This window comes from Tenacibaculum litoreum, assembly GCF_964513915.1.
Taxonomy (GTDB): Bacteria; Bacteroidota; Bacteroidia; order Flavobacteriales; family Flavobacteriaceae; genus Polaribacter; species Polaribacter litoreum.
The window spans coordinates 987,983-1,012,894 of the sequence record NZ_CAZEQS010000002.1 but is presented as its reverse complement, the minus strand read 5'-3'; the positions used below and the strand labels follow the sequence as shown (position 1 = coordinate 1,012,894).

Here is a 24,912-nt window from a genome sequence, read left to right as displayed (position 1 = left end):
TGTGCTTGATAAAGCATCGTTCGCATCTAATGTCTGGATTGGACTTGTCTCACACTCTGTTATATCTCCACTACTTACTGGTGCAGATGGTGCTGTGTTTACTATTACCTCTACCAGTTCTATTTCATAACAACCACTAACTGATGTTAATTTTATATAATAAGTCCCACTAGTAGCTATTGCATTGGGATCTGCTAGGGTATTGGTCGCTGCTGAATCTGTCCAATAGGTTAATGTACCCGATGTACTACTTCCATTGGCTCCATTAGTTATATCACTTGCTGTTAAATCTACTGTAGAAGGACTACATACTGCCTCTGGGTTAGTTATTATTAAGGTAGGTACAGCATCTGTATTAGCTGTAGCACTTGTACCTACACCTTGGCCTTGTGTATTATTACCTCCGTCAGCAGAACCTCCTGAATTAACTATACTTGGAACACCATCACTATCTACTCCTCCTGTTATTCTACCACCTGATAAGTCTGATATACTCACATTTTCATCTCCTTCTATAGCATCAAAACAACCATCTCCATCTGAATCAGTATCTAAATAATCTGGTTGGCTATCTCCGTCAGTATTAACACAAGTTGATACAATCGTAACTGTTCCACTAATTGAATCAAGGCCAGTCCCATTTTGATTTATAACACTAAAATTATTAGTTCCTGCTAGAAAAGATATTGAATTAAATGAAGATCCATCTCTTGTTTTCATTAACTCTAAAGAAGTAGATCCAGAAGTTCTTGTTCCATAAACACTAACTTTTCCAGATGAATCAATAATTACTCTAACTCTAGGTAAACCGTTTGTATTTGTTACCCATGGAGAACCTATTGCTGCCCCATCAGTAGCAAACTCTAAAAAAACCTCTCCTACACCAGCAGTACCTTCTAATTGGAGTATATTATTTGTGTTTAAATCATTTCCATTGACAGTAATTGATAATGAGTTATCTACTTGATCAAAATCAAATATTACATTATCTACCGAATCTTCTGAAAAGTTCGTAGTACTACCACCGTCTCCTCCTGTAATTCCCAAATTAGTAGTAGTTGCATTACATTCTACAGTATCTAATATACCATCATTATCATCGTCTAAATCACAATCATTCACTATATTATCTCCATCGGTATCTAAAAACCCTGATACAGAAGCAGTACAACATGCAGTACTATCTGAAGCATCAGTAACAGCTGCTGCTGTAGCTTGTCCACCTGAAGTTATTGTAGGAATCCCGTTAGAATCTACCCCGCCAGCAAATGCCCCTGATGATAATTGTGTGTAATTATATGAACCTGCTCCCTCTAAAGCATCATAACATCCATCATCATCTGAATCAGTATCTAAATAATCTGGAGTACCATCAAAATCTGTATCTAAATTTTCACATGCAAATAATATTAACTCTATTCCATCTGCACTCCCTCCATAGTTTTGAGAAAAACTCAAAGTAAATGTAGAAATTGTACCATAAATTTTTAATGATCCTGCAGCAGTTCCGTCAACATCGTTAGCCGTACTATCTCCACCCCATCCAGAACCTGTTACTCCAGCACCTCCGTCTGTTACTGTATTTGATGTTACAGAAAAATCTGATGTCCCTGCTAATTTAGACCAAGTGAGCCCTCCTTGTAATGTTACAAGGGCTGAATATTGCTCACCAGAACCTAATAAACCACCTATTCTATCCAAATGTATGGTTGGATTTTTTACTTCAACAGGGTTACCCAATGAATTTTCAAAACTTACTGTTAAATTTGTTCCAAAATCAAAAGTACCAGCTAAAGAAGTATCTCCTCCAAGAGTTTCAGACCAAAAGGGTTGATTATTGAAACTATCATTAGTAAAGCTATCTGCATCCGTAGTTGTAACTCTTGCTATAACTCCATTTCCATAATCATAAGTTGCTGTAGTTCCAGAAACTGTCCATGAGCCTGATTGTGAAGGTGTACACAAACCTTCATTTACATCTAAAATTCCATCATTATCATCATCCAAATCTACTTCATCAGCAATTCCATCTCCATCAGTATCTTCTAAAACAGTTACTATTACTATTGCTGAATCACAATTAGTAGAAGGTTCACAAACATTATATACCAATTCATAAACACCTGAAGCAACACCTGGAGCAACATTTACTTCACCTGTAGAAGTATTTAGTGTAATTCCTGGATTATCTGTACTAACCTGAACTAATTGAACATCTGAAACTGAAGGATTTGTTGACCCCGCTACTGAATCATTAACCAACACATTAGCAACAGCTACGCCTCCTGTTGTAGAAACCACTTGTCCTTCATCATTATCTGCTATGATAATAGGTACACCACCTACTCTTGTAATAAAAACACCTGAATCATATAAGTAATCACCTACATCGGCAATAGCTATCTTCATGTGATAAGTAATACCTGGTGTTAAATTTATATTTGTTGTAAATCTTTTGGTTATTCCATTAAACTCTACATGTACTGGGAAAGGACCTGGATTAGTATTTTGAGGGCCATCGTTATTTGGATCTGTATCATTATCTAAAACATGCCCATTATTTATGTATAATGAACTTTTAGTTAAATCTACAGCATAACCACTGTTTGAGAATCCTCTAAAACCTGCATTTACAAAATTAACTGCTACTGGATTTGTTGTACTAGGAACTTGAGCTAAATTCAAAGCTGGTTCTTCTGTACCATTATATGCTCCATTATTATTTGAATCTACACCTTCGGGGATAGAAGGATCTAAGTTATTTGGATCAGATACAAAAAAACCAAAAACATCATTAAAATATGAACCAACATAATCAGGATACTCTTCTGAACCAAATTGATACTCTAACAGAACCCCTGTATAATTTGGTAATGCTTCAAAATCAAACTCAAAAATTACTACATCTTGGTTTGCATCTACATTTAATTCTCTTAAATCAGCATCATTATACGTACCATAATTACCCGATGAATAACCTGTGTTACTATTAACATTAAATATACCATCAGTAGAGCTTACATTATTTGAAGTAGTAAAAGCAATTCCTCTATCAACCTCTAAGCTAGCCCCGTTTACCCCATTAGTAAAAAGAGCCATTTGAGCACCATTCCCATGGGTAATAACAGGATTCGTTATGATAACACCTACTGATTGTAACTCAGTTGCAATTTGTGAAGCTGTCGGACTTTGTGTAACACTGGCTTGTGCTAAAACTTCAAAACTAGTGAACGATAAAAATACTGCTAAAAATACTGCAAAGGCATTTTTACCTCTTTTAATGTAGTTTTTCCCCATATTAATACATTTTATATTATATATAATGTTACGCCCCAAAATTCTTCAAGGCTATTTATTTTTTTAATAAACAATACGGTGGGATATAAAAAACCCCACACAAAAAATGCTAAGTTGCTCTTTTACAACTTATTTCTTGTGGGGGGCTTCTAATTATTTTAAGTATGCAAAAGTAATCTATTTTTACTTTCACTAAAATATTAGACGTAAAATTAACAATTTAAGTCACATTATAGATAAAAAAAACATATAAATCGTAATCTATAAATAAAACCTATTAAGAATAACTCTCTAGAAATGCTTTTTAAAAACTTAATTTCTAATCAGAATAATTCTTTAACAAAGGAATAAAAAAACTCTTTAAAAACAAATAAAAAAGACTTTATTATTTTTTTAACACTTTTTTTAACTGATTAAGGACATAATCAACTTCATCGAATGTATTTAATATACTGAAAGAAAATCTTACAGATGTTTTCTTTTCTTCTTTTTCATCTAAAAACTCCTGTAACACGTGAGATCCTTTACTACTTCCACTTTGACAAGCACTACCTCCAGAAACAGCTACTCCAGACAGATCTAAATTAAATAACAACATTTTATCTTCAATAGGAAATCTTAAATTCACTATTGTATAACTTGTTTTTTCAATCGATTCTCCATTAATCTTAATATTAGGGGCTAGTTCTTTTACTTTTTCTACAAAATACTTTTTTAACCCTATAATATATTCCTCATCTTTACGTAAATCTTTGCAAGCAATAGTTAATGCTTTTTCCATTCCAATTATTGAGTGCACATTTTCAGTACTAGATCTTGCACCTTTTTCCTGCTCACCTCCATGTAACATCGGCTGTATTCCTATTCCCTTCCTAAAGTAAGCAAAACCTACTCCTTTAGGTCCGTGAAACTTATGTGCGCTTGCTGCAATAAAATCTATTTGTGTTTTTTGTAAGTCTAATGCATAATGCCCTATAGCTTGTACTGTATCTGAATGAAAATACGCTTCATGTTCTTTACATAATGTTACAACCTCCTCTATTGGTAGTAAATTACCTATTTCATTATTTACATACATTAAACTCACCAAAGTTTTTCTCTTTGATTTATTTAGCAAGTCCCCCAGACTCTCCATTGAAACAGCTCCTTCTTCATTTACCCTAACATAATCTAAAGTTATTTTATGTTTTTTCTCTAAAAATTGTACAGTATTTAAGACTGCATGGTGTTCTATTTTGGAGGTAATAATTCTTTCTACTCCTAAGTTTAAAACTGCATTAAATAAAATTAAGTTATCCGCTTCTGTTCCTCCAGCTGTAAAAATTATTTCACTAGAAGACACATTAAAATGTTTTGCTATATTTTTTCTAGCTGTTTCTACCGCAGCTTTAGCTTTTCTACCATATTGATGTGTGGAAGAAGGGTTTCCAAAATTGGTTTGCATTGATTGCTGAACAGCCTCAATAACTTCGGGCAACATAGGTGTTGTTGCAGCATTATCTAAATAAACAGATTTCATAGCACAAAAATAAGGTTTTCTTACTGATAGTTATGTTTTCAAAAAAATTATTGACTCTGGAAAATATATACTTCTGTAGCTCCTTGTCCATATTTTTGATAAGAAGCATCATAATACTTTACAGGGTAATTATTTAATAAATATTGTAATTCAGTTTTTAAAACTCCATCTCCTACTCCATGTATTAAAACTAGTTTTGATATTCTTTTAGATATGCAGTATTCTAACTTATGTTTTGCTGTATTAATTTGTAATGATAAAATATCATAATTATCCATTCCCCTTGTAGACTTCACCAACTTTTCAGCATGTAAATCCACTTCCATTACTACTTCATTTTTATCTTTTACAAAAGATGTTTTTTTCTTCTTTTCTTTGGTTTGGATCTTAGCTTTCAGCATTGGATTGTTAATATCAGAATACTTACTTAACTCATTTTGATCCACTTCAACTTTTACCAATTCTTTTCTAAGAAAACAATACTCCATTCCGTCCTCATCTTTAACAAAAACCTCTTCATTATTAATTTTTGTTACAACTCCTCTAATATCAGCATCAATTACTGCTACTTTATTACCGATTTCTAAACGCATCCTTAACCTTTATTTAACTAGCTAAAAAGGTATTAGCTTGTATTTTTGCAAATAATTACACTCTGCAAAAGAACTGCAAATAAATGATAAACACTAAGAATATTAATACAAAAATTTTCTTTGAGGAAGCAAGAAAAGAGTTAATCCTTACTGAAGAGCGAAAAGATTTATTACTTGAAATAGCTGATACTATTCTTGAAGAGTATCTTGATAGAGAGAAAATAAATTTAAACTTCATTTGTACTCATAATTCCCGTAGAAGTCAGTTTGCACAAGTGTGGAGCTTCTTTGCTATTGAGTATTTTAACTTAAGAAATATGTTTACCTATTCTGGCGGAACAGAAACTACTTCTTTCCATAGGAATACGGTTAAATGTTTACAAAAAACTGGTTTTATTTTTAGTGTTGTTGATTTTTCTCATCAAAACCCTAGATACTTGGTTTCTTTTAGCGGAACTAAAAAATCTATCTTGGGTTTTTCAAAATTATACGATCATCCTCAAAATAGTTATCCTTTTATTGCCATAACTACCTGTGATAATGCCGATAAAAACTGTCCATATATTCCAGATGCTATTGAGCGTTTTCATCTACCATATAACGACCCTAAAGCATCAGACAATACTGATTTAACTGAGGAAACGTACCTAGAAACGAGTAAACAGGTTGCTGGTGAACTCTTCTTTGTTTTTGAAAAAATTCATCAAAAACTATCTTAGTTATACCTCTATACTTTTATCATAAGGTATTCTTTCTAAAATGTAATTAATCACATTTATCCTTGCTATTGTTTTTCTATTTGCTCGAATAACTTTCCAAGGAGATATTTTTGTGTTTGTTTTTGAGAACATTGCCTTTTTGTACTCTGTATAATCATCCCAAAGCTCTTGGGCTTTTTCATCTACAGGTGTCATTTTCCATTGTTTTAACGGATTATTTTTTATATCATTAAATCGTTTGGCTTGTTCTTTCTTATTAATAGACATGTAAATTTTCACCAAACGAATTCCTGATTCTAAAATCATACGTTCAAAATCATTTACCTGATTCATAAAAATCTCATATTCTTCTTGTGTACAAAAACCATTAACAGGTTCAACTACAGCGCGATTATACCAGCTTCTATCAAAAAAGACAATTTCTCCTGCTTTAGGAAACTGCTCTACATATCGTTGAAAATACCACTGAGTTTTTTGATCTTCATTAGGTTTTGGAAGTGCCACTATTCTCATATGACGAGGGTTTATACGCTCTGTAATTCTACGTATTGCCCCACCTTTTCCAGCAGCATCTCTTCCTTCAAAAATTACAATTATTCGTTCATTTTCTTTTATTGCCCAAGCTTGCAAACGAATTATTTCTACTTGTAATTTTTTTAGTTTCCTTTCATAATCAACATATCGAATTGCTCTTTCTAAGTTAAAAGATTTCGATAATAAAGCTTTTAAGCCTCTAGTTGTATTTAATTTATTTACGTCTCTTTGAGTTAACTTTCCCATTCTTAATCTAAATGTTTTACTGAACGATAATAACGCATTACAATATTTGGATCTGGTGTTAAAACCGTCTGAGCCTCTTCTTTTCCGTCATAGTCAAACTGAGATAATACATGACGCATACACTCAACCCTTGCTTCTTTTTTATTATTCGTTTTTACTACTATCCACGGACTGTATGCTGTATGTGTTTTGCTGAACATTTCGTTTTTATAGTAACTATATCTATCCCATAATTCCTGCCCTCTTTTATCAACAGGACTGAACTTCCAACGTTTTAATGGGTTGTTATTTCGAGAATTAAAACGACGTAATTGTTCATCTTTTGAAATTGAAAGCCAAAATTTTATAACTACTACTCCATCTTCATATAACATATGTTCAAACTCTGGTACTTGAACCAAAAAATTCTGATACTGATCGTCATTACAGAATCCCATTACAGGCTCAACTACTGCTCTATTATACCAACTACGGTCAAAAAACACAATTTCTCCAGGGTTTGGCAATTCTTTAATATATCGCTGAAAATACCATTGCCCTTTTTCTACCTCTGTTGGTTTATTTAAAGCTACCAAACGTGTAGAACGCGGATTCATATGCTCCATAAAACGCCGAATACTTCCACCCTTTCCAGCAGCATCTCTTCCTTCAAAAATCACAGCTACTCGTTTTTTATTTTTAGCAATCCATTGTTGAAGCTTCACCAACTCTATTTGTAACTTCTTTAACTCTTCTTCATAATCTAATTTTATCTGAACTTTAGTAATAGAAATCCCCTTTTCTTTAATAATAGCCAACAACTCTTCATTTGTTGAAACACTTTCAAAATCTTCAATTGTTAATACAGGTTTTTCTTTCATAAGTTTATTAATTATTCTTGTTAATAATTTAACCAAGGGTATGCTAAAATAATACGATATTTACAGCTATGAAAAAAAATATACTACTTTTATTTATCTTACTTTCTCTTCCTTCATTCTCACAACGTAAATACGCTAAAGAGTTTAGTTTTATAAATGATAATGACTTATATACTTCTACTTACCAAGACCGATATTATACTAACGGAGCTTTTTTAACGTATCGTTTCTTAAGTAAAAATCAAGTTAAAAATGTAGCTAAAAAAATATATAAAATTCAATTGGGACATCATATGTATACCCCTTATAAAGCGATTGTAGAAACCGTTGAAGAACATGACCGTCCCTTTGCTGGTTATTTGTTTGGCAGCTTTGGTATAAACAAGTTTTACACAAATGAATCTATCTTAAAAACATCATTACAATTAGGTGTTATTGGTTCATCTGCTTTAAGTGAAGAACTACAAGGCGTTATTCATAAAATGTACGGTTTTAAAGAAGCCACAGGATGGGATTATCAAATAAAAGATGCATTTGCTCTAAATTTGAAGGTTGATTATATAAAAAAGATAACTAAAGACAATGTTTTTGATCTTAACTGGATAAATTCTGCTAGACTGGGTACTGTTTATACCGATTTATCTTCAGGTTTATTTACTCGTATTGGTTTTAAACCTTTAGAGAGTATTATTAATTCTATTGCTTTTCACGGAAATCTAAATAATCATAATACTAATTTTAAAAATAATGCTGAAGTATTTATATACTTGAAACCAGCACTACATTATGTTGCCTATGACGCAACTATTGAAGGAAGCTTCTTAACTGAAAAAAGCCCTGTTACGTTTGAAATAGAACCTTTTAAGTTCACAACGGAGTTTGGAATTCGTTTTACAAGCAATCGTTTTAACTTTGGATATGCCATTAACTATCATACTAAAAAACTCAAAAGTTCACGTGTTCCAAAAGGGAATTTTTATGGCACAATACAGTTAAATTATCAGTTTAATTAAGCTTATTGTACACTTACAAAAAAATAATTTTTAAAATCATCAAATTAAGATATATTTGTAAGTCTAATAAATAGAAAAATTACTAAATGAAATTTATCGTATCTAGCTCACAATTATTAAAACAACTACAAGTTTTAGGTGGGGTTATAAATAGCAATAACACGTTACCAATTTTAGATAACTTTTTATTTGAACTATCTGAAAACGAATTGAAAATATCAGCTTCCGACCTAGAGACAACCATGTCTTCAGTTATTGAAGTTGAAAGTACTGATACTGGAGCGATTGCTATAAATGCTCGTTTATTATTAGATACTTTAAAAACATTCCCTGAACAACCTCTTACATTTAAGGTTGAAGGAGATAACACTATTGAGATTATTTCTGAGCAAGGAAAATATGATATGGCATACTTTAGCGGTGATGAATTCCCTAAAGCCGTAGAATTACCTTCTCCTAGTAGTACTGAGATTCCTTCTCATATTTTAGCTACAGCTATTTCTAAAACTATTTTTGCTGCTGGTAATGATGATTTACGCCCAGTAATGAGCGGTGTATTTTTCCAATTTAACTCAAAAGAATTAACTTTTGTTGCTACTGACGCTCACAAATTAGTTAAATATACACGTACCGATATTACCGCTGATAAATCAGCTGAATTTATCATGCCTAAAAAGCCTTTAAACTTGTTAAAAGGAATTTTAGGAGGTTCAGAAAACAACGTTATTATTGAGTACAACGACACAAATGCTAAGTTCACTTTTGATAACGTAGTATTAATCTGCCGATTGATTGATGGGAAATACCCTAATTACGAAGCTGTTATACCAAAAGAGAATCCAAATAAATTAACTGTTGACAGAGCTTCTTTTTTAAACTCTGTACGCCGTGTATCTATTTTCTCTAGTAAGACTACACATCAAATTCGTTTGAAAATGGCAGGTACGGAGTTGAATATTTCTGCAGAAGATTTAGACTATTCTAATAAAGCCGACGAACGATTAAACTGTGATTACCAAGGAGACGATATGCAAATTGGATTCAACTCTCGTTTTTTAAGTGAAATGTTGAATAACCTAAATTCTAACGACGTTTTAATTGAAATGAGCTTACCAAATAGAGCTGGAATTTTAACTCCAATTGACGGAACTGAAGAAGGTGAATTAGTAACTATGCTTGTAATGCCAGTGATGTTAAACGGGTAAAAAACACATATATAAACTAAGAAAACCACATCTAATTAATTAAATGTGGTTTTTTTTATTTAATAACTTAAATTTTAAACTTCTGTTTCTAATAAATTAATGTAGTTGAAACAGTATTTGGAGTTGTACTATACCAATGTGCCCAGTGCTTCGTTTGACCTTCCTGAGGAACATAAACATTAGGTGCAATAGGAAAACCTACCGACCAGTCGTACACTTTGTTAGCTGAATTACAATAACAATATTTATGACCAGAAGCATTGAGCGTTACAGTTGGAAACCCAAAAGTTGAATAAACTTTATAACTTAACTCATACTCTAATCTGTTATCTGTTTTTACAGTTTTCCAATTTGACCACCATAAAAATTTCTTACGCTTTTGAACCTTCGTCTTAGCCCCTATAGAACTATAAAAAACCCAATATCCATTATACTGTCTGGCTTTCATCCTATAGTTACTATTGAAATAAGCATATGAAGTAGCTCCTTTTGCACTTACGTCATCTCTTTCTAACTTGTTGTTGTGCATATACACACTTAAGTCTTTGGTATACTCAATAGTTTTTCCTTTTTCTATTTCTACTTTACCTTCTTTGTAAGCTGATAAAAATTCGTTTATTTGACTTGAACTTCCTTCTGTGTATGTGTAAACAAATTCTCCATCAATTCTAAAGATCTTATCCTGAATTCCTATTTCACCGTCTTCGTTTAGTAACAACAACAACATGTCATCATTAGAACTTACTAGGGGAACCTCTTTTTCATTAATTCCTAACTTTTCTGCTTCATCTGTCTCTAAGTTATAAACTAATAATAATGGATTATACTTCCCTTCTTCTGACATTCTTCTTGCTTCATCTAATAGATCTGTTTCAGATTCATGATGCTGTGAAATAAACGCTTTTAATTCTTCAGCAGTTGTAAAACGCAACATATTAGAACCACTTTCTCTAGATAGCTCAATTTCTTTTATTTGAGTTTTTTCTTTTACCTCCTCTTCTTTGCAAGATATAATCATGATACTTAACATGATTACTGTAATAATTTTTTTCATGTAATAATTAAAGTTTATTTAGTTTTACCTACTCGTTCGCTTTTCGGTTGCCGCGATTAAGTTTAGCAGATTCTATAATCTACATACCCCATTCTTTTAACTAGTTAAAAAAGAATACTTCAAAAGTATGATTGAACCTTTAATGTAAAGAATGTTAAAAACTATACTTTAAGAGGGGAAAAAACCCAAAAAAAAAGAGGATTTAATTTTAGCTTATTAAAAATAAATATGAATTAATTCTTTTGATGAGTGGCAATTATGAACTTAATCATTTTTATTAACGTCTTTCTCTTTCAAAAATGATAAATAATTGTAAATTTACCTCTTTCAAACTTTATAAATTATAATGGGTAGAATTATTGCAATTGCAAATCAAAAAGGTGGCGTAGGTAAAACTACTACATCTGTAAACTTAGCTGCGGCTTTAGGTGTTTTAGAAAAAAAAGTATTGTTAATTGATGCTGATCCCCAAGCAAATGCTACTTCTGGTTTAGGTTTAGACGTTGAAAGTGTAGAAATTGGAACATATCAGGTTTTAGAACATACGATTCCTGCAAAGGACACTGTTTTAAAAACAGATTCTCCAAACGTTGACTTAATCCCTGCTCATATTGATTTAGTAGCCATTGAAATTGAATTGGTAGACAAGCAACAACGTGAGTACATGTTAAAAAAGGCCTTAGAAGATATTAAAGATGATTATGATTTTATTTTAATTGATTGTGCTCCTTCTTTAGGTTTAATAACCTTAAATTCTCTTGTAGCAGCTGACTCTGTTGTTATTCCTATTCAATGTGAATACTTTGCTTTAGAAGGTTTAGGAAAATTATTAAACACAATTAAGAGTGTTCAGAAAATACATAATCAAGAGTTAGAAATAGAAGGTTTATTATTAACCATGTTCGATTCTCGTTTACGTTTATCTAATCAAGTTGTAGATGAAGTACGTAAACACTTCAGTTCTATGGTTTTTGAAACAATAGTACATAGAAATATTCGTTTAAGTGAAGCACCAAGTTATGGCGAAAGTATAATTTCATACGATGCAACAAGTAAAGGTGCCGTAAATTACTTAAATTTGGCGAACGAAATTTTAACTAAAAACGCATAATTACTGTAAATGGCAAAAGCAACAAAAAAACAAGCTTTAGGTAGAGGTTTATCAGCATTATTAAAGGAAACTGCAGAAGTAAATTCAGCAGAAGACAAAAATGCAGATAAGTTAGTTGGAAATATTATTGAGATTGATATAAACTCAATAGACGTAAATCCATACCAACCTAGAACTTATTTTGATGAGGAAGCGTTGCGCGAATTAGCTAGTTCTATTAAAGAATTAGGAGTTATTCAGCCTATTACTGTACGTAAACTATCTAGTGACAAATTTCAATTAGTTTCTGGAGAGCGTCGTTTTAGAGCTTCTAAACTTATTGGTAACAAAACAGTTCCTGCTTACATTCGTTTAGCGAACGATCAGGAAATGTTAGAAATGGCGTTGGTTGAAAATATCCAACGTAAAAACTTAGACCCTATTGAAGTTGCTCTTTCTTATCAACGTTTAATTGATGAAATTCAACTTACTCAAGAAGAACTAAGTACTCGTGTAGGTAAAAAACGTTCAACGGTTACTAACTATTTACGTTTACTTAAGCTAGACCCTATTATTCAAACAGGAATGCGTGATGGTTTTATTTCAATGGGGCACGGTCGTGCATTGATTAATGTTGATAGTAACTCTGATCAATTAAACATTTATGAGAAAATTGTTCGTGATAAACTATCAGTACGTCAAACTGAAGAACTTGTAAAAAACTTAAAAGCTGGTAAGGTTGCAAAAACAGCAAAAAAGAAAGCTTTACCTAATTATATTTCCGAAAGTGTTAAGGATATTAGCGACTATTTTGGACATAAAATTGACGTTACAGTGAACAATCGTGGTAAAGGTAAAATTTCTATTCCTTTTCATTCTGAAGAAGACTTTAATCGTATTAAAAACTTACTAAAGTAATTGAACGTACGTATAATCATATTCGCTTTTTTTAGTCTTTTTTTGTTTCAAAATACTTTTGCTCAAAAAGATTCTATTGCCGTTAGAGCAAAACAACTTCAGTTAACTAGCGATAAATACAATCCTTTGTCACCTTCAAAAGCAGCCTTTTATTCGGCTATTTTTCCTGGAGGCGGACAAATTTATAATGGCAAATATTGGAAAGCTCCTATAGTATGGGCAGCAATGGGGGCCAGTGCTTATTTTTATATTGATAATAGTGATCAATATGATCGCTACCGAACAGCCTTTAAACTTCGTAAACAAGGAATAAAAGACGAATTTACTAGAGATGATGGAACTGTTCTTATTTCTACAGCGGGTTTAGAAAGTGCACAGAAAACTTTACGTAAAAACAGAGATTTATCATTGTTAACTGGTGTACTTTTATATGTTTTACAAATTGTTGAAGCTAGTGTTAATGCACATTTATTACAATTTGACACAGATGATAGTTTATCTGTAAAACCAGTAATAACTCCCGATCCTTTATTTATTGAAGCTCCAAAAGTTGGTCTAACACTAAAATATTCTTTTTAAGATGAAAATAGCCTTACTTGGTTATGGTAGAATGGGTAAAGAAATTGAAAAAATTGCTTTACAAAGAGGTCATGAAATTGTTATAAAAGCTTCTGGGAAAGAAGTGTATGATATAACAGAAGCTGATGTAGCAATAGACTTTAGTATTCCTTCTTCTGCATACGACAACATCAGTAATTGTATTAACAATAATATTCCTGTTATTTCAGGAACCACTGGTTGGTTAGATAAATACGAAGATATCGTTAATTTATGTAATGAAAAGAAAGGCGCATTTATTTATGCCTCTAACTTTAGCTTGGGTGTTAATGTTTTCTTTGAATTAAACAAACAACTTGCTAAAATGATGAGTACTTTAGAACAGTACAATATTTCTATTGAAGAGATTCATCATACTAAAAAATTAGATGCTCCAAGTGGTACTGCGATTACATTAGCAGAAGGTGTTATTGAAAACACTAACAAAAAAGCTTGGGAATTAGACGAAAAAACATCAGAAGAAAATATCCCTATTACAGCTATCAGAACTCCAGATGTTCCGGGTACCCACACCGTGACTTATAATTCTGAAATAGATACTATTGATATTAAACACACTGCTCATAATCGTCAAGGCTTTGCTTTGGGTGCTGTAATTGCTGCTGAGTGGTTAAATGATAAAACAGGTGTTTTTACTATGCGAGATGTGTTAAACTTAGGTTAATAACGTAACAAACAACTCTAAAAACACACAAATAATATTGAATTTTATTCCTTACAAGGAACTACAAAATATATAGATTATGACATTTACTGAATGGTTTTTATTCTTTTTATTCATACAAGTTGTTCATTTTTTAGGTACTTGGAAACTATACACTAAAGCTGGTAAAAAAGCTTGGGAAGCTGCTGTACCTGTTTACAATGCTATAGTGTTAATGCAAATAATAAATCGTCCAAAATGGTGGGTTATTTTATTGTTTATCCCTGTTGTAAACTTATTAATGTTTCCTATAATTTGGGTTGAAACTTGTAGAAGTTTTGGTTTTAACAAAAGACCTGACACTATTTTAGCTATTCTAACTTTAGGGTTATATATCTATTACATCAATTATTTTTCTGATGCAAAGCATATAGAAAATAGAAGTTTGAAACCTAGATCTCCTTTAGGTGAGTGGGTTAGCTCTATTTCTTTTGCTATTATTGCTGCTACTTTAGTGCATACTTATTTCATGCAACCATATACCATTCCTACATCATCATTAGAGAAAACTTTATTAGTTGGTGATTACTTATTTGTGAGTAAATTTCATTACGGTGCTCGTGTACCAATGACTACTATTGCAGCTCCTATGGCACATGATACAATTCCTGGATTGGGTATAAAATCATTTTTATCTGATGATAAGAACAAGGAAGGTTTATTAAACAAGCTTTCTTTACCTTATATGCGTATTCCTGGTTTTCAAAAAATTAAGCGTAATGATATTGTTGTTTTTAGCTGGCCTTCAGATTCACTTGCCACTATGTGGGGAGATAATTCTGGAAAATTTACCTATAAACCAATTGACAAACGTACTAACTATGTAAAACGTGCAGTAGGAATTCCTGGTGATAGCTTAGAAGTACGTGATGGTTATGTATTTATTAATGGAGAGAAAACTGTATTACCTGATAGAGCAAAGCCGCAATGGTACTTTTTTATTGATACTGATGGAGAAAAATTCAGTCAAGGGGCTATTTCTAGATATAATATTAGAGAAGGACAATTGATGCCCGATGGCAGATATGCTTTAAACTTAACAGATGAAGAAGCTGCTTTAATTGCTAAAAACCCTATTGTAAAAAGTATAGAAAAGCATATAACTCCAAAAGGAGCTTATGATAAATCTGTTTTCCCTCACGATCCAAAATATGCTTGGTCTGCTGATAATTTTGGACCAATATATATTCCTAAAAAGGGAGTTACTGTTGAATTAAACTCTAAAACAATTCCTTTTTATGAACAAATTATCCGAAGATATGAGAATAATAATTTAACCATTTTTGGAGACGACATTTACATCAATGGTAAGAAGGCAACAGAATATACTTTTAAGCAAGATTACTACTGGATGATGGGAGACAATCGTCAACGCTCATTAGACGCTAGAAATTGGGGATACGTACCTTTTGACCACGTAGTTGGTAAACCCGTAATGATTTGGTTAAGTTGGGATGCTAACGCACCTAATTTTATCGCTAAATTAAACTCTATTCGTTGGGATAGAATGTTTACAACTGTTGGCGGTAGCGGTAAACCAGTTTCTTATCTTTGGTTAGTTTTATTATTAATTGGAGGTTATATTGTGTATAGTTTTAGAAAAAGTAAAAAGAAGAAAGCATAATGTCACTTTTTATCCCTACGTACTTTGCTCCTATCTCACAGTATGCAGCAATCTATCAATCGGATGCTATTACTTTTGAAGTAGAAGATAATTATCAAAAACAAACCTATCGAAATCGTTGTTATATTTATGGAGCTAACGGTAAACTAGCCTTAAATATTCCTGTTAAACATAAAACAAAAGAGGGTAGAAAAAAAACAAAAGATACCTTAGTTGAAAATGATTTCCCATGGCAACAACAACATTTTAAATCATTACAATCAGCCTATCGTTCCTCTCCTTTTTTTGAGTTTTTTGAAGATGACTTACTAGCTATTTTCAATAAAAAATATACCTTTTTACAAGATCTGAATATTGACACTCATTTATTTGTTACAGATGCTCTACAAATTAAACAGCAATTTAACAAAACTACTAGTTACGAACTAAACCCTGAAAGCACAGATTTTAGAGCTCTAGCTATTGCTAAAAAAGGAATTGAAATAGAAATGGACACTTATATTCAAATGTTTGATGATAAATACGGATTTATACCTAATTTATCTATTTTAGATCTTTTGTTTATGGAAGGTGCTAATACTATTAGCTTTTTAGAAAAAATTAATGTAAATTTGAAATAGTCCCCTCTAATTATTTCATCCTTTCATTATTTTACTTATGGAGTTTTTTAGAGAGTTTTCCCAAAATTTCCACCCTTTATCTGAAGATGCTTTAAATAGAATTTTTAATATTCTATCTATTAAAAAGTTTCCTAAAAACTATGAACTAGTTTCTTTAGGCCAGAAGCCTACGAATATATATATCTTGAAAGAGGGCATTATAAGGTCATACAACATAGATATCAAAGGAAAAGAACACACCAAAACTCTTTACACACCAGTAATTACATCTGGTAACCTAGGTGCTTTGATTAAAAACGAGCCTTCTGAGTTAATTTACGAATGCTTAACTGACTGTGAAGTTTTGGAATGTGACTATCACGATTTTTACAAGCTCTCTTTACAACATCATGAAATTTCTATTTTCCACTATAAAATACTGCAAAACATATACATTAGAGAAGAATCAAAAATTTTAGAACTACAAATGTTGGACGCAACCCAGAGGTATAAAAAACTACAGGAAAACTATCCAAATATTGACAACCTTATTAATCAATATCATATAGCTTCATACCTTAACATTACTCCTGTTCAACTTAGTAGAATTAGAAATAGTTACAATTATTAACATATGTTAATGGCTATACTATAAAACTAATTTACATTTGTCACTGTAATTAACAAGTTACATACCCCTTAACATATTTCAGACCTAATTTCCCCTTAAAGTTAGGTCTGTCTTTTATTTTCAATAAGTAAAAGTTTTTTGTTAACTTAGTCTTTTACCCTCACTATTATCATATAACTTGTTAATTATGAATGATGATATAAAAAACTTTGTTCATCTATTTATTGACTTACCTGATTATTTAGTCTCTCTCTTTGAAGGTATAGTTACATATGTAGAATTGAAACCCAATGAAATATTTACTAAAGAAGGCGAATACTCAAATGACTTTTTCATAGTCAAAACAGGTATAATGAGATCCTATTTATTGAATGAAAAAGGAACAGAAACAACTAGAGCTTTTTTTATTTCTGGTGATATCTCTGGAGCAAACTCTGCAATGATGCAAAAAAGCCCTTCGGAAGTAAACTATCAAGCTTTAACTGAGGTAACTGGTTACAAAGGAGATTTTAACAAACTTATTGAGTTGACTTTAAAGTATAAAGAGTATAGTTTATTCTATATAAAAGCTCTTGAAAACGCTTATTTAAAGGCAGAGGAGTTACTCTTGGATATTTCTACACTTACTTCAACAGAAAGGTATATAGCTTTAAAAAAAAGGATCCCTGGTATTGACAAGCTAATTACACAACGTCACATTGCTTCATACCTAAACATTTCTCCTGTACAACTTAGCAGAATTAAAAAGAAACTAAATAATCAATAATTTTTTAACACAAATTAAGAGGTTGTTTATTTATTTTATATATATTTGTCGCCGAAGCATTTCCCCCTTTTTAATGTTTCATTCCCCCTTATTATTAAGAAAAGACTTGTTCCCTTTGTGTGCAGGTCTTTTTATTTTATATACCTTTTCACTAAATTATTTATCTGTTCAGAAATAGATAACTTTACTACTACGAAAACATAAACTGCAATAATTAATATACTTTTTAAAATAATGTTAACTATCGGGTGAATTGGAAAATTAAATAGATTGAACTCAGGTACTGAAAAGTCCCAAAAATTGAACCCTAAAAACATAATTAAGATAATAAGGGTCATTAAAAATGTTTTATTGGTAAAAGGAGTCATATTAAACTTTTCTTTAACAAACCATAGCTTAAAAGTGTTAAATACTATAATAGTTATAAGTGTAGCCAATGCCAACCCTTTTGTTCCCATCTCTAGATCATTAAAAAAGTAAATATTTAAAAAATACACCGAAATGGCCATTCCTAAGCCCACAGGTAGTGTTATACGGTAAAATTTAGAATTACTTATAATAGCACCATTGCTTCCTAATGACATTAAAAATAATTTTGCAGATGAAATCAATAATACGACTAATACTCCTTCTTCTCCATAGTTTTTATTAGGCATAAGTCTGAATAACTCTTCTACATTACAATTCACTAATACAAAAAACAATCCTCCAATCAATAATAAGTTTATGGAGCTTTTTTTATATAAGTTTTCTGTTTCTTTTGGGTTATTTTCATTAAGCGCCTTAGAAGTTAATGGTTGTAAAATTTGTCCCATTGCTCTACTTGGTGCTTCTATAAAAGTTCCTATAAATACAGCTACTGTATAATATGCAGCTGTAGCAAAACCTTCTTTTCCTGGTATCATTACTTTATCTATATCTAGTATAATAGCTCCTGCACTACCTGCTAAAATTATATAAAAAGTATATCGTAAAACTTCTTTAAAGTTATTTGGTAAACTGAATGCAAATTTTGGGGTATATAAACGAAAAGCATAAGTCATCATTAACAATACTCTAAATATGTATGCCACTGACATATATACTAAAAACTCTTCTTTTGTTATGAAATGAAAATAAACAGCAAAAAGTAAAATCATTACTGCTACTCTATTGTATAACTCTTTTAAAACATTCCCAAAAACTGATTGCATTTGTACTCTTGCCCAAGAATAGAACACTTCAAAGTAAGCACAAGCTACAGCTATTATATAAATGTAAATAGTATAGTCTTCAATTATTAGGTTATCATTAGATCCGCTTTCTACAACATAACTCATAATCCAGTTATGGAAAAAATTCCAAAAATATCCAATTGGAATTGCTATAAATAGAGGTAAGAAAATTACAGAGCTTAAGAATTTATCTTTTTCTACCTTTGAAGTATACCCTGAAAAAAATTTGATAATGGTAAAATGAACTCCGAAAGCTGTTACAGGCATAATCAAGTTTGAAGCTGAAAAAACATATGTTGCTAATCCATAATACTCATCCCCTAAAAATCGGGTATATAGTACTAGGGTATTAATACCTCCTATTAAAAACCCTAAGTAGATTATTAAAGTGTTTTTGAACGATTGTTTAAATACAATTCCCAATTTATTCTTTTATTAATTTTAGTATTGATTCATATATCTTTTCTCCTACATTCTCTCCATATAATGGTTCATTAAAACCTTTAGACTTCTTTAAGAACTGTTGAAAATGCTTTATTATTTTTTCTGAATTAGTTCCTGTTATAGTAGCATATCCGTTATCCACCAACTCTTTCCATTCAGTTTCCTCTCGAGCTATTACACAAAACTTTTTATTAAAAAAGGCTTCCTTTTGTAACCCTCCACTATCAGTAATGACCAAAGAACAATTTTTCAACAATTCTAACATTGAAAAATACCCAACAGGTTCTATAAAAGTAATATGCGGTTGTAATTTATATTTCTCTAACATCTTCTTTGTTCTCGGATGTAAAGGAAGTACTACTTGTTTTGTTTTATGAATCTCTTCTAAGGCTGAAAAAACATTAACCAACTTATTCTCATCATCTGTATTTTCTTGACGATGAATTGTTGCTAGTACAAACTCATTTTTCTCTAGACTTAAATCTTTAATAATAGTTGATTTTTCTTCTGATAATTTACTATAAAATTCTACAGCATCTTTCATGATATCACCATGCTTTTCTATCAAAATATCAAAATTATCAAACCCTTCATCCTTTAAGTTTGACACTGCTATTTCTGTCGGACAACTTAAAAGGTTTCCTATTCTATCAGTCAAAATACGGTTAATCTCTTCAGGCATCTGCATATTAAATGAACGTAAGCCCGCTTCAATATGCACCACTTTTATATGTAGTTTTTTAGCTGCTAAAGCCCCTGCTAGTGTTGAGTTTGTATCTCCATAAACAACAACTGCATCTGGTTTTTCAACTAGTAAAATATCTTCGATTTTTTCTAACATCTGCCCGGTCATAGCACCATGACTTAAGCCATTTATATTTAAATTGTATTTGGGTTTAGGTATTTGCATTTCATCAAAAAAAACAGCACTCATGTTAGCATCAAAATGTTGCCCTGTGTGTACTATTACTTCTTCTATTTCAGTATATTTTTGAATTACTCTGCTTAGCACAGCTCCTTTTACAAATTGAGGACGTGCTCCTAATATAGTTACTATTTTTTTCAAGAATTTACAACTTGTTTAAGTATCATAGATAATTGCTCTGTCAATTGTTTTCGATGATATTGTGCTATATTATTAGAAGCTATTTGTAAATCATCTTTTTTATATTGATAATACAATTGTTTTACTGTCTGTTTCATTTTAGCTTTATCATCAAAGTCAACAATTGTTCCTGCGTTGGTTTTTACTAAAATTTCTGCTAAATCACCATCAACAGGTCCCACTGCTAAGATAGGGCGTTTTGCTTGTAAATATTCAAAAATTTTACCTGTTATAATTCCTTTAGCACTTGGTACTTTATTAACTGCTAACAACAAAATTTGCGATGCTCTTTGATATTGTTGCACCTCGTTATGTGGAACGTATTCTATCTTAGTTATATTTTTAAACTGACATTTAGTTAAGCTGCTAGTTACTTCATCAGCTGTTTTTCCGATAAGTTTTATTTCTAAATCTTTAGCAAACTCTTTATTTTCTGAACTTAACTCAAATAAAGCTTCCCAGAGTATTTTTGGATTTCTATCAGCATTCATTAAACCAATGTGAGTGATTGAAAACTTTTTATCGAGTATTACGTTTGTTTCTGCATTCTCTTCCATGTCAAAACCATTAGTAATAACGTGAATATTATTAGAAAATTTTCCGTAGTTCTTTTTCATTGTTTTTCCTACCACTAATGTCGCATCAGCATATCTTAATACTTCCTGCTCCAATTGGTGATGTGCAGCTTTAGATTTTTGCGTGAGTGGTAGTTGATGAAAGTAATCTATATCTGTCCATGGGTCTCTGAAATCAGCTATCCATTTTACTCCTAGTTCTTTTTTTAGTTGCAACCCTATTAAATGTATACTGTGTGGTGGTCCAGTCGTTATAATTGCATCAATAGTATTTTCTTTTAGATACTTTTTGAGTTTTTTTACAGACGGTGTCACCCAAAATTTACGTGCATCTGGAATAAAATAATTCGCTCGAATATACTGCATCAATCTACCAATAAAACTTGGATTCGGATCTAAAAAACCAGCACTTGTTTTAGTTTCTTTCTTCTTAAAAATAGATAATAGGTTATTAGGTTCCCATATTGGATTTTTAATCACCTCTATTCCGTTTGGAATATCTTTTTCTAATGATGCATCTGTAATGGGGTATTTAGCCTCATCTACCGTAAAAATTACAGGTTCTATTTTAAAATCTCTTAAATATTTAACAAACTTTAACCATCGTTGTACTCCTGATCCACCTGCTGGAACCCAATAATATGTAATTATTAATACTTTCAAATTATGATATAGTATATAAACTATGTAACTTTTTACTTTCTTCTTCCCAATTTTCTCCTTTGTTCATAACAGCGTCAAAAGCGTTTGCTCTTTTTGAAGAGAGTTTATTTTCATTGTCATGAATCATTATAACCTTTTCAGCAAAATCATTAATATTATCCGCTTTAAAAACCACACCACAATCATACGTTTCCACGATTCGTTTTAACGGCTTACATGAACTCACCAATAATAAACTCTTACTCATCATTATTTGAAACAACTTATGAGGTATTGTATTATCTGTATGACCATTAGATTTATGAGGAATTATATTTACATTAGATTCTCTCATTATTGTTGAAACTTCATTAAACGGCCTATATCCTACAAACTTAACATATTGCTGCATATTAAACTCTTTGGTTATTTCTTGTAATTTATCTTCAACGTTTTTACTTCCTTTGCCTATTAAAAAAAGTTTTGCATTGGGGATTTCCTCTACTATTTTAGGCATAGCCTTGATTGCTGTATCAAGACCTCTGTGTGGACCTAATCCACCAACATAAGTTATTGAGAAGTTTTTGTTAGTAATAATGCTTTGTATTTCTGAACTTAAAAAATTTTCTACAAATTCTTTTTTCTCATAATTTGATACTACTACTAATTTTTGTGGTTCAATTTTAAAGTTAGAAATTAATTTTTGTTTCATTTCTTCTACAACACATACAACTACATCATATTCTTTACAATACTTTTCTTCTTTTTTTGACCAAAGATTAGGATTCATAAAAATCATATTCTTTAGTTTTATTATCGGATTTTTCTTCCAAGCAAACCACGTTTTTAAAGCTTCTGGGTAATTCTCGTGCAAGTCTAAGATTATTCTTTTCATTTTAGATTTAAAGAAGTATCCTGTTCCAGCTAAAGGCAAATCATGAACATGTAAAAATTGTATATTAAATTGTTTTAATGCTTTTTTTATTCCGAAGAAAAAAAGGAGGTTAATATTAAAAGTACTCTCAAAAATATCATGTAGTCCTTTTTTTGTATTTGTATAATTATTACCTATCCTAAAAACATCAACTCCATTTATTACTTCACGTTGAAGCTCATTTTTTTTTCGAGGACATATAACTACTACTTTTTTTCCATTTTCAACTAACGACTCTGCTTCTTTTCTAACTCGTATATCATTCGGATATGGAGCGTCAACAATCATACCTATGTAACTCATGATAAAAAGTCAAGACATTTTTTTAAGATTCTTTCAGTGGCTTTTCCATCCCATAAATATGGAACAGTCCCTTGTTTAAACGTGCTATTCTTAATAGCATCTAAAAGGCTTAAAATTTTCTCATTATCAAAAGACATTAATACATTCGTCCCTTCTGTAATTGTCACTGGGCGTTCGGTATTCTCACGAAGTGTAATACAAGGAATTTTTCTAAAAGTAGTTTCTTCTTGAATTCCTCCACTATCTGTAATTACACAAAAAGAATATTTTATTAGTTTTTGAAAAGCAAAATAATTTTGCGGCGGTATTACTTTTAAGTTATCAATCGAATCAAGAACTGACAATAAGTTATGGTTTATAAAACTATTCTTTGTTCTTGGATGCATAGAAAAAACAACTTTATGCTTTATGGTTAGCTCTTTTAGTAGACTAATAATTTTTTCTAAATCATTTTTGGCATCAACATTACTTGGTCTATGCATTGTAATAAGTATATAATTATTATACCCTATATTTTCTAATACCGTTGATCTTTCTATTTCAAAATCAAAACTAAGCAGAGTATCTATCATTGTATTACCAACATAAGCAATTTGATAGTCTTGTTTTCCTATCTCTTTTAGGTTTTTTATTCCACTATATTCAGTCACAAAACAAATATCTGATATTTCATCTGTTAAGATTCTATTAACTTCTTCAGGCATTTCTCTATCAAAACTTCGTAAACCACTTTCGATATGCCCTAACTTAACATTAAGCTTATTCGCTGTTATTGAAGCAGCTAAAGTAGAATTTACATCTCCTACAGACAATAACAAATCTGGTTTAAATTCATAAATAATTTCTTCAAGTTTAATCATTATTTCTCCTATTAAACTATTTGGACTTTTACCTATAATATTCAATAAATAATCTACTTCTATAGTAAACTGTTTTAAAAATATTTCAGACATCTTTTCATCATAATGTTGACCTGTATGAACTATTTTTAAATCTACATTCAATTGTTTAGCATACCTTTTAAATTGTGTTATTTTAACAAAATTTGGTCGTGTACCAACAACTATTAGGATTTTTTTACTCATTTTTTTGTTTTTTCTGCATAAACTGCATAATACCTAGATGTATATTTTCTTAGGATTGGTCTGATTCCAATCTGGTTAATCGGGCTTGTCCATTTTTCTTTATCAATGATAGTCCATCCTGCTTTTTCTAACAACCAATCATATTGCCAATCTTCAAATTCGTGGTAATGTCGATCCCACATATCAGTTTGGCTCCTATAAGCATTTGCAAACCATAATTTGAGTGGTACTGTAGTTATTATTTTAGGTGACTCTATTTCTCTAAGCACATTTAATGGGGCTAATAAATGCTCAAAAATTTCAAAGGCTGTTACAGCATCTACTCTATATTCTTTTACTATTTCGGGTAATAAATCTAAATCTTCTCCATTTGTATTATAAACCTTATAACCGCTTTCTTCCATTATCTCACTAAAAGGGTTTCTAACTCCCAAATCTAATATCGTAGCTGGTGCAGGAAGGTGTTTTTGTAGGAATTTAAGAGTATGTTCATATCTCTTTTTTGGCAACTTAGAATACATTGGTTTATTTTTAAGCAAATGTATTATTATTTTACCATTAAGCACAACTGAAGTAAGAATACGTTTTTTATACTTTTATAAAACATAAAAAAAGCGAAGA

23 protein-coding genes are annotated in these 24,912 nt (G+C 31.1%); 11 read left to right on the top strand and 12 right to left on the bottom strand.

Translation table 11 applies throughout. The annotated features are described in order from the left end of the window. The 3 genes from ACKTTR_RS06130 to ACKTTR_RS06120 form a co-directional block, all read right to left on the bottom strand. Positions 1-3,297: choice-of-anchor L domain-containing protein (locus ACKTTR_RS06130; protein ID WP_408026992.1), on the bottom strand; the 3,297-nt coding region annotated here is incomplete at its 3' end. Positions 3,298-3,682: 385 nt separating this feature from the next. Next, positions 3,683-4,816 (bottom strand): cysteine desulfurase family protein, encoded by a 1,134-nt coding sequence (locus ACKTTR_RS06125; RefSeq protein ID WP_408026991.1) that lies wholly within the window; start codon positions 4,814-4,816, stop codon positions 3,683-3,685. Between the two features lie 47 nt (positions 4,817-4,863). Beyond that, complete coding sequence (locus tag ACKTTR_RS06120) at positions 4,864-5,409, bottom strand: Smr/MutS family protein (RefSeq protein ID WP_408026990.1); 546 nt, start codon at positions 5,407-5,409, stop codon at positions 4,864-4,866. 83 nt (positions 5,410-5,492) lie between these two features. Here ACKTTR_RS06120 and ACKTTR_RS06115 point away from each other — a divergent pair, with 83 nt between their 5' ends. Next, positions 5,493-6,128, top strand: coding sequence for a low molecular weight phosphatase family protein (locus ACKTTR_RS06115; protein WP_408026989.1), 636 nt, complete (start codon positions 5,493-5,495; stop codon positions 6,126-6,128). Here the strand turns inward: ACKTTR_RS06115 and ppk2 (ACKTTR_RS06110) are convergent, their stop codons facing one another. Beyond that, positions 6,129-6,908: a polyphosphate kinase 2 gene (gene ppk2 / locus ACKTTR_RS06110; protein WP_099216466.1), complete on the bottom strand. Its 780-nt coding sequence runs from the start codon at positions 6,906-6,908 to the stop codon at positions 6,129-6,131. It lies immediately after the preceding gene. Positions 6,909-6,910: 2 nt separating this feature from the next. After that, positions 6,911-7,768, bottom strand: coding sequence for a polyphosphate kinase 2 (gene ppk2, locus ACKTTR_RS06105; RefSeq protein ID WP_408026988.1), 858 nt, complete (start codon positions 7,766-7,768; stop codon positions 6,911-6,913). 68 nt (positions 7,769-7,836) lie between these two features. Between ppk2 (ACKTTR_RS06105) and ACKTTR_RS06100 the strand changes: the two genes are divergently transcribed. Both ACKTTR_RS06100 and dnaN read left to right on the top strand, forming a co-directional pair. After that, positions 7,837-8,781, top strand: a complete 945-nt coding sequence (locus ACKTTR_RS06100) for a lipid A deacylase LpxR family protein (protein ID WP_408026987.1) — start codon at positions 7,837-7,839, stop codon at positions 8,779-8,781. An 86-nt stretch (positions 8,782-8,867) separates the two neighbouring features. Further along, the gene (gene dnaN, locus ACKTTR_RS06095; protein WP_408026986.1) at positions 8,868-9,986 is read left to right on the top strand and encodes a DNA polymerase III subunit beta; all 1,119 of its coding nucleotides are present in this window, start codon (positions 8,868-8,870) and stop codon (positions 9,984-9,986) included. A gap of 88 nt (positions 9,987-10,074) precedes the next feature. Here the strand turns inward: dnaN and ACKTTR_RS06090 are convergent, their stop codons facing one another. Continuing rightward, positions 10,075-11,040 carry a hypothetical protein gene (locus tag ACKTTR_RS06090; protein ID WP_408026985.1) on the bottom strand — a complete coding sequence of 322 codons (966 nt, stop codon included), beginning with the start codon at positions 11,038-11,040 and terminating at the stop codon, positions 10,075-10,077. A 346-nt stretch (positions 11,041-11,386) separates the two neighbouring features. Here ACKTTR_RS06090 and ACKTTR_RS06085 point away from each other — a divergent pair, with 346 nt between their 5' ends. From ACKTTR_RS06085 to ACKTTR_RS06050, 8 genes are all read left to right on the top strand, one after another. Continuing rightward, positions 11,387-12,151, top strand: coding sequence for a ParA family protein (locus tag ACKTTR_RS06085; protein WP_125067900.1), 765 nt, complete (start codon positions 11,387-11,389; stop codon positions 12,149-12,151). Between the two features lie 9 nt (positions 12,152-12,160). Beyond that, positions 12,161-13,048, top strand: coding sequence for a ParB/RepB/Spo0J family partition protein (locus tag ACKTTR_RS06080; protein WP_047789667.1), 888 nt, complete (start codon positions 12,161-12,163; stop codon positions 13,046-13,048). Continuing rightward, a complete protein-coding gene (locus ACKTTR_RS06075; RefSeq protein WP_408026984.1) occupies positions 13,049-13,627 on the top strand; it encodes a DUF5683 domain-containing protein in 579 nt (192 codons plus the stop codon). A 1-nt stretch (position 13,628) separates the two neighbouring features. After that, positions 13,629-14,330 (top strand): 4-hydroxy-tetrahydrodipicolinate reductase, encoded by a 702-nt coding sequence (dapB, locus tag ACKTTR_RS06070; protein ID WP_408026983.1) that lies wholly within the window; start codon positions 13,629-13,631, stop codon positions 14,328-14,330. 79 nt (positions 14,331-14,409) lie between these two features. After that, complete coding sequence (lepB, locus tag ACKTTR_RS06065; protein ID WP_408026982.1) at positions 14,410-15,993, top strand: signal peptidase I; 1,584 nt, start codon at positions 14,410-14,412, stop codon at positions 15,991-15,993. After that, positions 15,993-16,613 carry a WbqC family protein gene (locus ACKTTR_RS06060; RefSeq protein WP_408026981.1) on the top strand — a complete coding sequence of 207 codons (621 nt, stop codon included), beginning with the start codon at positions 15,993-15,995 and terminating at the stop codon, positions 16,611-16,613. Before lepB ends, ACKTTR_RS06060 begins: the two co-directional genes overlap by 1 nt. A 37-nt stretch (positions 16,614-16,650) precedes the next feature. Next, complete coding sequence (locus ACKTTR_RS06055; RefSeq protein ID WP_408026980.1) at positions 16,651-17,223, top strand: Crp/Fnr family transcriptional regulator; 573 nt, start codon at positions 16,651-16,653, stop codon at positions 17,221-17,223. 187 nt (positions 17,224-17,410) lie between these two features. Then, positions 17,411-17,989 carry a Crp/Fnr family transcriptional regulator gene (locus ACKTTR_RS06050; RefSeq protein WP_408026979.1) on the top strand — a complete coding sequence of 193 codons (579 nt, stop codon included), beginning with the start codon at positions 17,411-17,413 and terminating at the stop codon, positions 17,987-17,989. Between the two features lie 131 nt (positions 17,990-18,120). On the opposite strand, the gene ACKTTR_RS06045 is transcribed toward ACKTTR_RS06050, so the two are convergent. From ACKTTR_RS06045 to ACKTTR_RS06020, 6 genes are read right to left on the bottom strand one after another with little or no spacing between them, the layout of a single operon-like run. Continuing rightward, positions 18,121-19,626: a lipopolysaccharide biosynthesis protein gene (locus ACKTTR_RS06045; protein WP_408026978.1), complete on the bottom strand. Its 1,506-nt coding sequence runs from the start codon at positions 19,624-19,626 to the stop codon at positions 18,121-18,123. Position 19,627: 1 nt separating this feature from the next. Continuing rightward, a complete protein-coding gene (gene wecB / locus ACKTTR_RS06040; RefSeq protein ID WP_408026977.1) occupies positions 19,628-20,713 on the bottom strand; it encodes a non-hydrolyzing UDP-N-acetylglucosamine 2-epimerase in 1,086 nt (361 codons plus the stop codon). Beyond that, positions 20,710-21,990 carry a glycosyltransferase family 4 protein gene (locus tag ACKTTR_RS06035; RefSeq protein ID WP_408026976.1) on the bottom strand — a complete coding sequence of 427 codons (1,281 nt, stop codon included), beginning with the start codon at positions 21,988-21,990 and terminating at the stop codon, positions 20,710-20,712. The genes wecB (ACKTTR_RS06040) and ACKTTR_RS06035 overlap by 4 nt, the downstream gene beginning before the upstream one ends. 1 nt (position 21,991) lies before the next feature. Further along, positions 21,992-23,206: a glycosyltransferase gene (locus ACKTTR_RS06030; RefSeq protein WP_408026975.1), complete on the bottom strand. Its 1,215-nt coding sequence runs from the start codon at positions 23,204-23,206 to the stop codon at positions 21,992-21,994. After that, complete coding sequence (gene wecB / locus ACKTTR_RS06025; RefSeq protein WP_408026974.1) at positions 23,203-24,291, bottom strand: non-hydrolyzing UDP-N-acetylglucosamine 2-epimerase; 1,089 nt, start codon at positions 24,289-24,291, stop codon at positions 23,203-23,205. Before wecB (ACKTTR_RS06025) ends, ACKTTR_RS06030 begins: the two co-directional genes overlap by 4 nt. After that, positions 24,288-24,812 (bottom strand): methyltransferase domain-containing protein, encoded by a 525-nt coding sequence (locus ACKTTR_RS06020; RefSeq protein WP_408026973.1) that lies wholly within the window; start codon positions 24,810-24,812, stop codon positions 24,288-24,290. Before ACKTTR_RS06020 ends, wecB (ACKTTR_RS06025) begins: the two co-directional genes overlap by 4 nt. Between the last annotated feature and the right edge of the window lie 100 nt (positions 24,813-24,912).

What these genes read in the sequence shown, in the direction of transcription:
- dnaN (WP_408026986.1), top strand. Translation starts at nt 8,868, where the DNA reads ATGAAATTTATCGTATCTAGCTCACAATTATTAAAACAACTACAAGTT.
- ppk2 (WP_099216466.1), bottom strand. Translation starts at nt 6,908, where the DNA reads ATGGGAAAGTTAACTCAAAGAGACGTAAATAAATTAAATACAACTAGA.
- ACKTTR_RS06020 (WP_408026973.1), bottom strand. Translation starts at nt 24,812, where the DNA reads ATGTATTCTAAGTTGCCAAAAAAGAGATATGAACATACTCTTAAATTC.
- ACKTTR_RS06115 (WP_408026989.1), top strand. Translation starts at nt 5,493, where the DNA reads ATGATAAACACTAAGAATATTAATACAAAAATTTTCTTTGAGGAAGCA.
- ACKTTR_RS06100 (WP_408026987.1), top strand. Translation starts at nt 7,837, where the DNA reads ATGAAAAAAAATATACTACTTTTATTTATCTTACTTTCTCTTCCTTCA.
- dapB (WP_408026983.1), top strand. Translation starts at nt 13,629, where the DNA reads ATGAAAATAGCCTTACTTGGTTATGGTAGAATGGGTAAAGAAATTGAA.
- ACKTTR_RS06085 (WP_125067900.1), top strand. Translation starts at nt 11,387, where the DNA reads ATGGGTAGAATTATTGCAATTGCAAATCAAAAAGGTGGCGTAGGTAAA.
- ACKTTR_RS06030 (WP_408026975.1), bottom strand. Translation starts at nt 23,206, where the DNA reads ATGAGTTACATAGGTATGATTGTTGACGCTCCATATCCGAATGATATA.
- ppk2 (WP_408026988.1), bottom strand. Translation starts at nt 7,768, where the DNA reads ATGAAAGAAAAACCTGTATTAACAATTGAAGATTTTGAAAGTGTTTCA.
- lepB (WP_408026982.1), top strand. Translation starts at nt 14,410, where the DNA reads ATGACATTTACTGAATGGTTTTTATTCTTTTTATTCATACAAGTTGTT.
- ACKTTR_RS06060 (WP_408026981.1), top strand. Translation starts at nt 15,993, where the DNA reads ATGTCACTTTTTATCCCTACGTACTTTGCTCCTATCTCACAGTATGCA.
- ACKTTR_RS06120 (WP_408026990.1), bottom strand. Translation starts at nt 5,409, where the DNA reads ATGCGTTTAGAAATCGGTAATAAAGTAGCAGTAATTGATGCTGATATT.
- ACKTTR_RS06055 (WP_408026980.1), top strand. Translation starts at nt 16,651, where the DNA reads ATGGAGTTTTTTAGAGAGTTTTCCCAAAATTTCCACCCTTTATCTGAA.
- ACKTTR_RS06050 (WP_408026979.1), top strand. Translation starts at nt 17,411, where the DNA reads ATGAATGATGATATAAAAAACTTTGTTCATCTATTTATTGACTTACCT.
- ACKTTR_RS06090 (WP_408026985.1), bottom strand. Translation starts at nt 11,040, where the DNA reads ATGAAAAAAATTATTACAGTAATCATGTTAAGTATCATGATTATATCT.
- ACKTTR_RS06125 (WP_408026991.1), bottom strand. Translation starts at nt 4,816, where the DNA reads ATGAAATCTGTTTATTTAGATAATGCTGCAACAACACCTATGTTGCCC.
- wecB (WP_408026974.1), bottom strand. Translation starts at nt 24,291, where the DNA reads ATGAGTAAAAAAATCCTAATAGTTGTTGGTACACGACCAAATTTTGTT.
- ACKTTR_RS06080 (WP_047789667.1), top strand. Translation starts at nt 12,161, where the DNA reads ATGGCAAAAGCAACAAAAAAACAAGCTTTAGGTAGAGGTTTATCAGCA.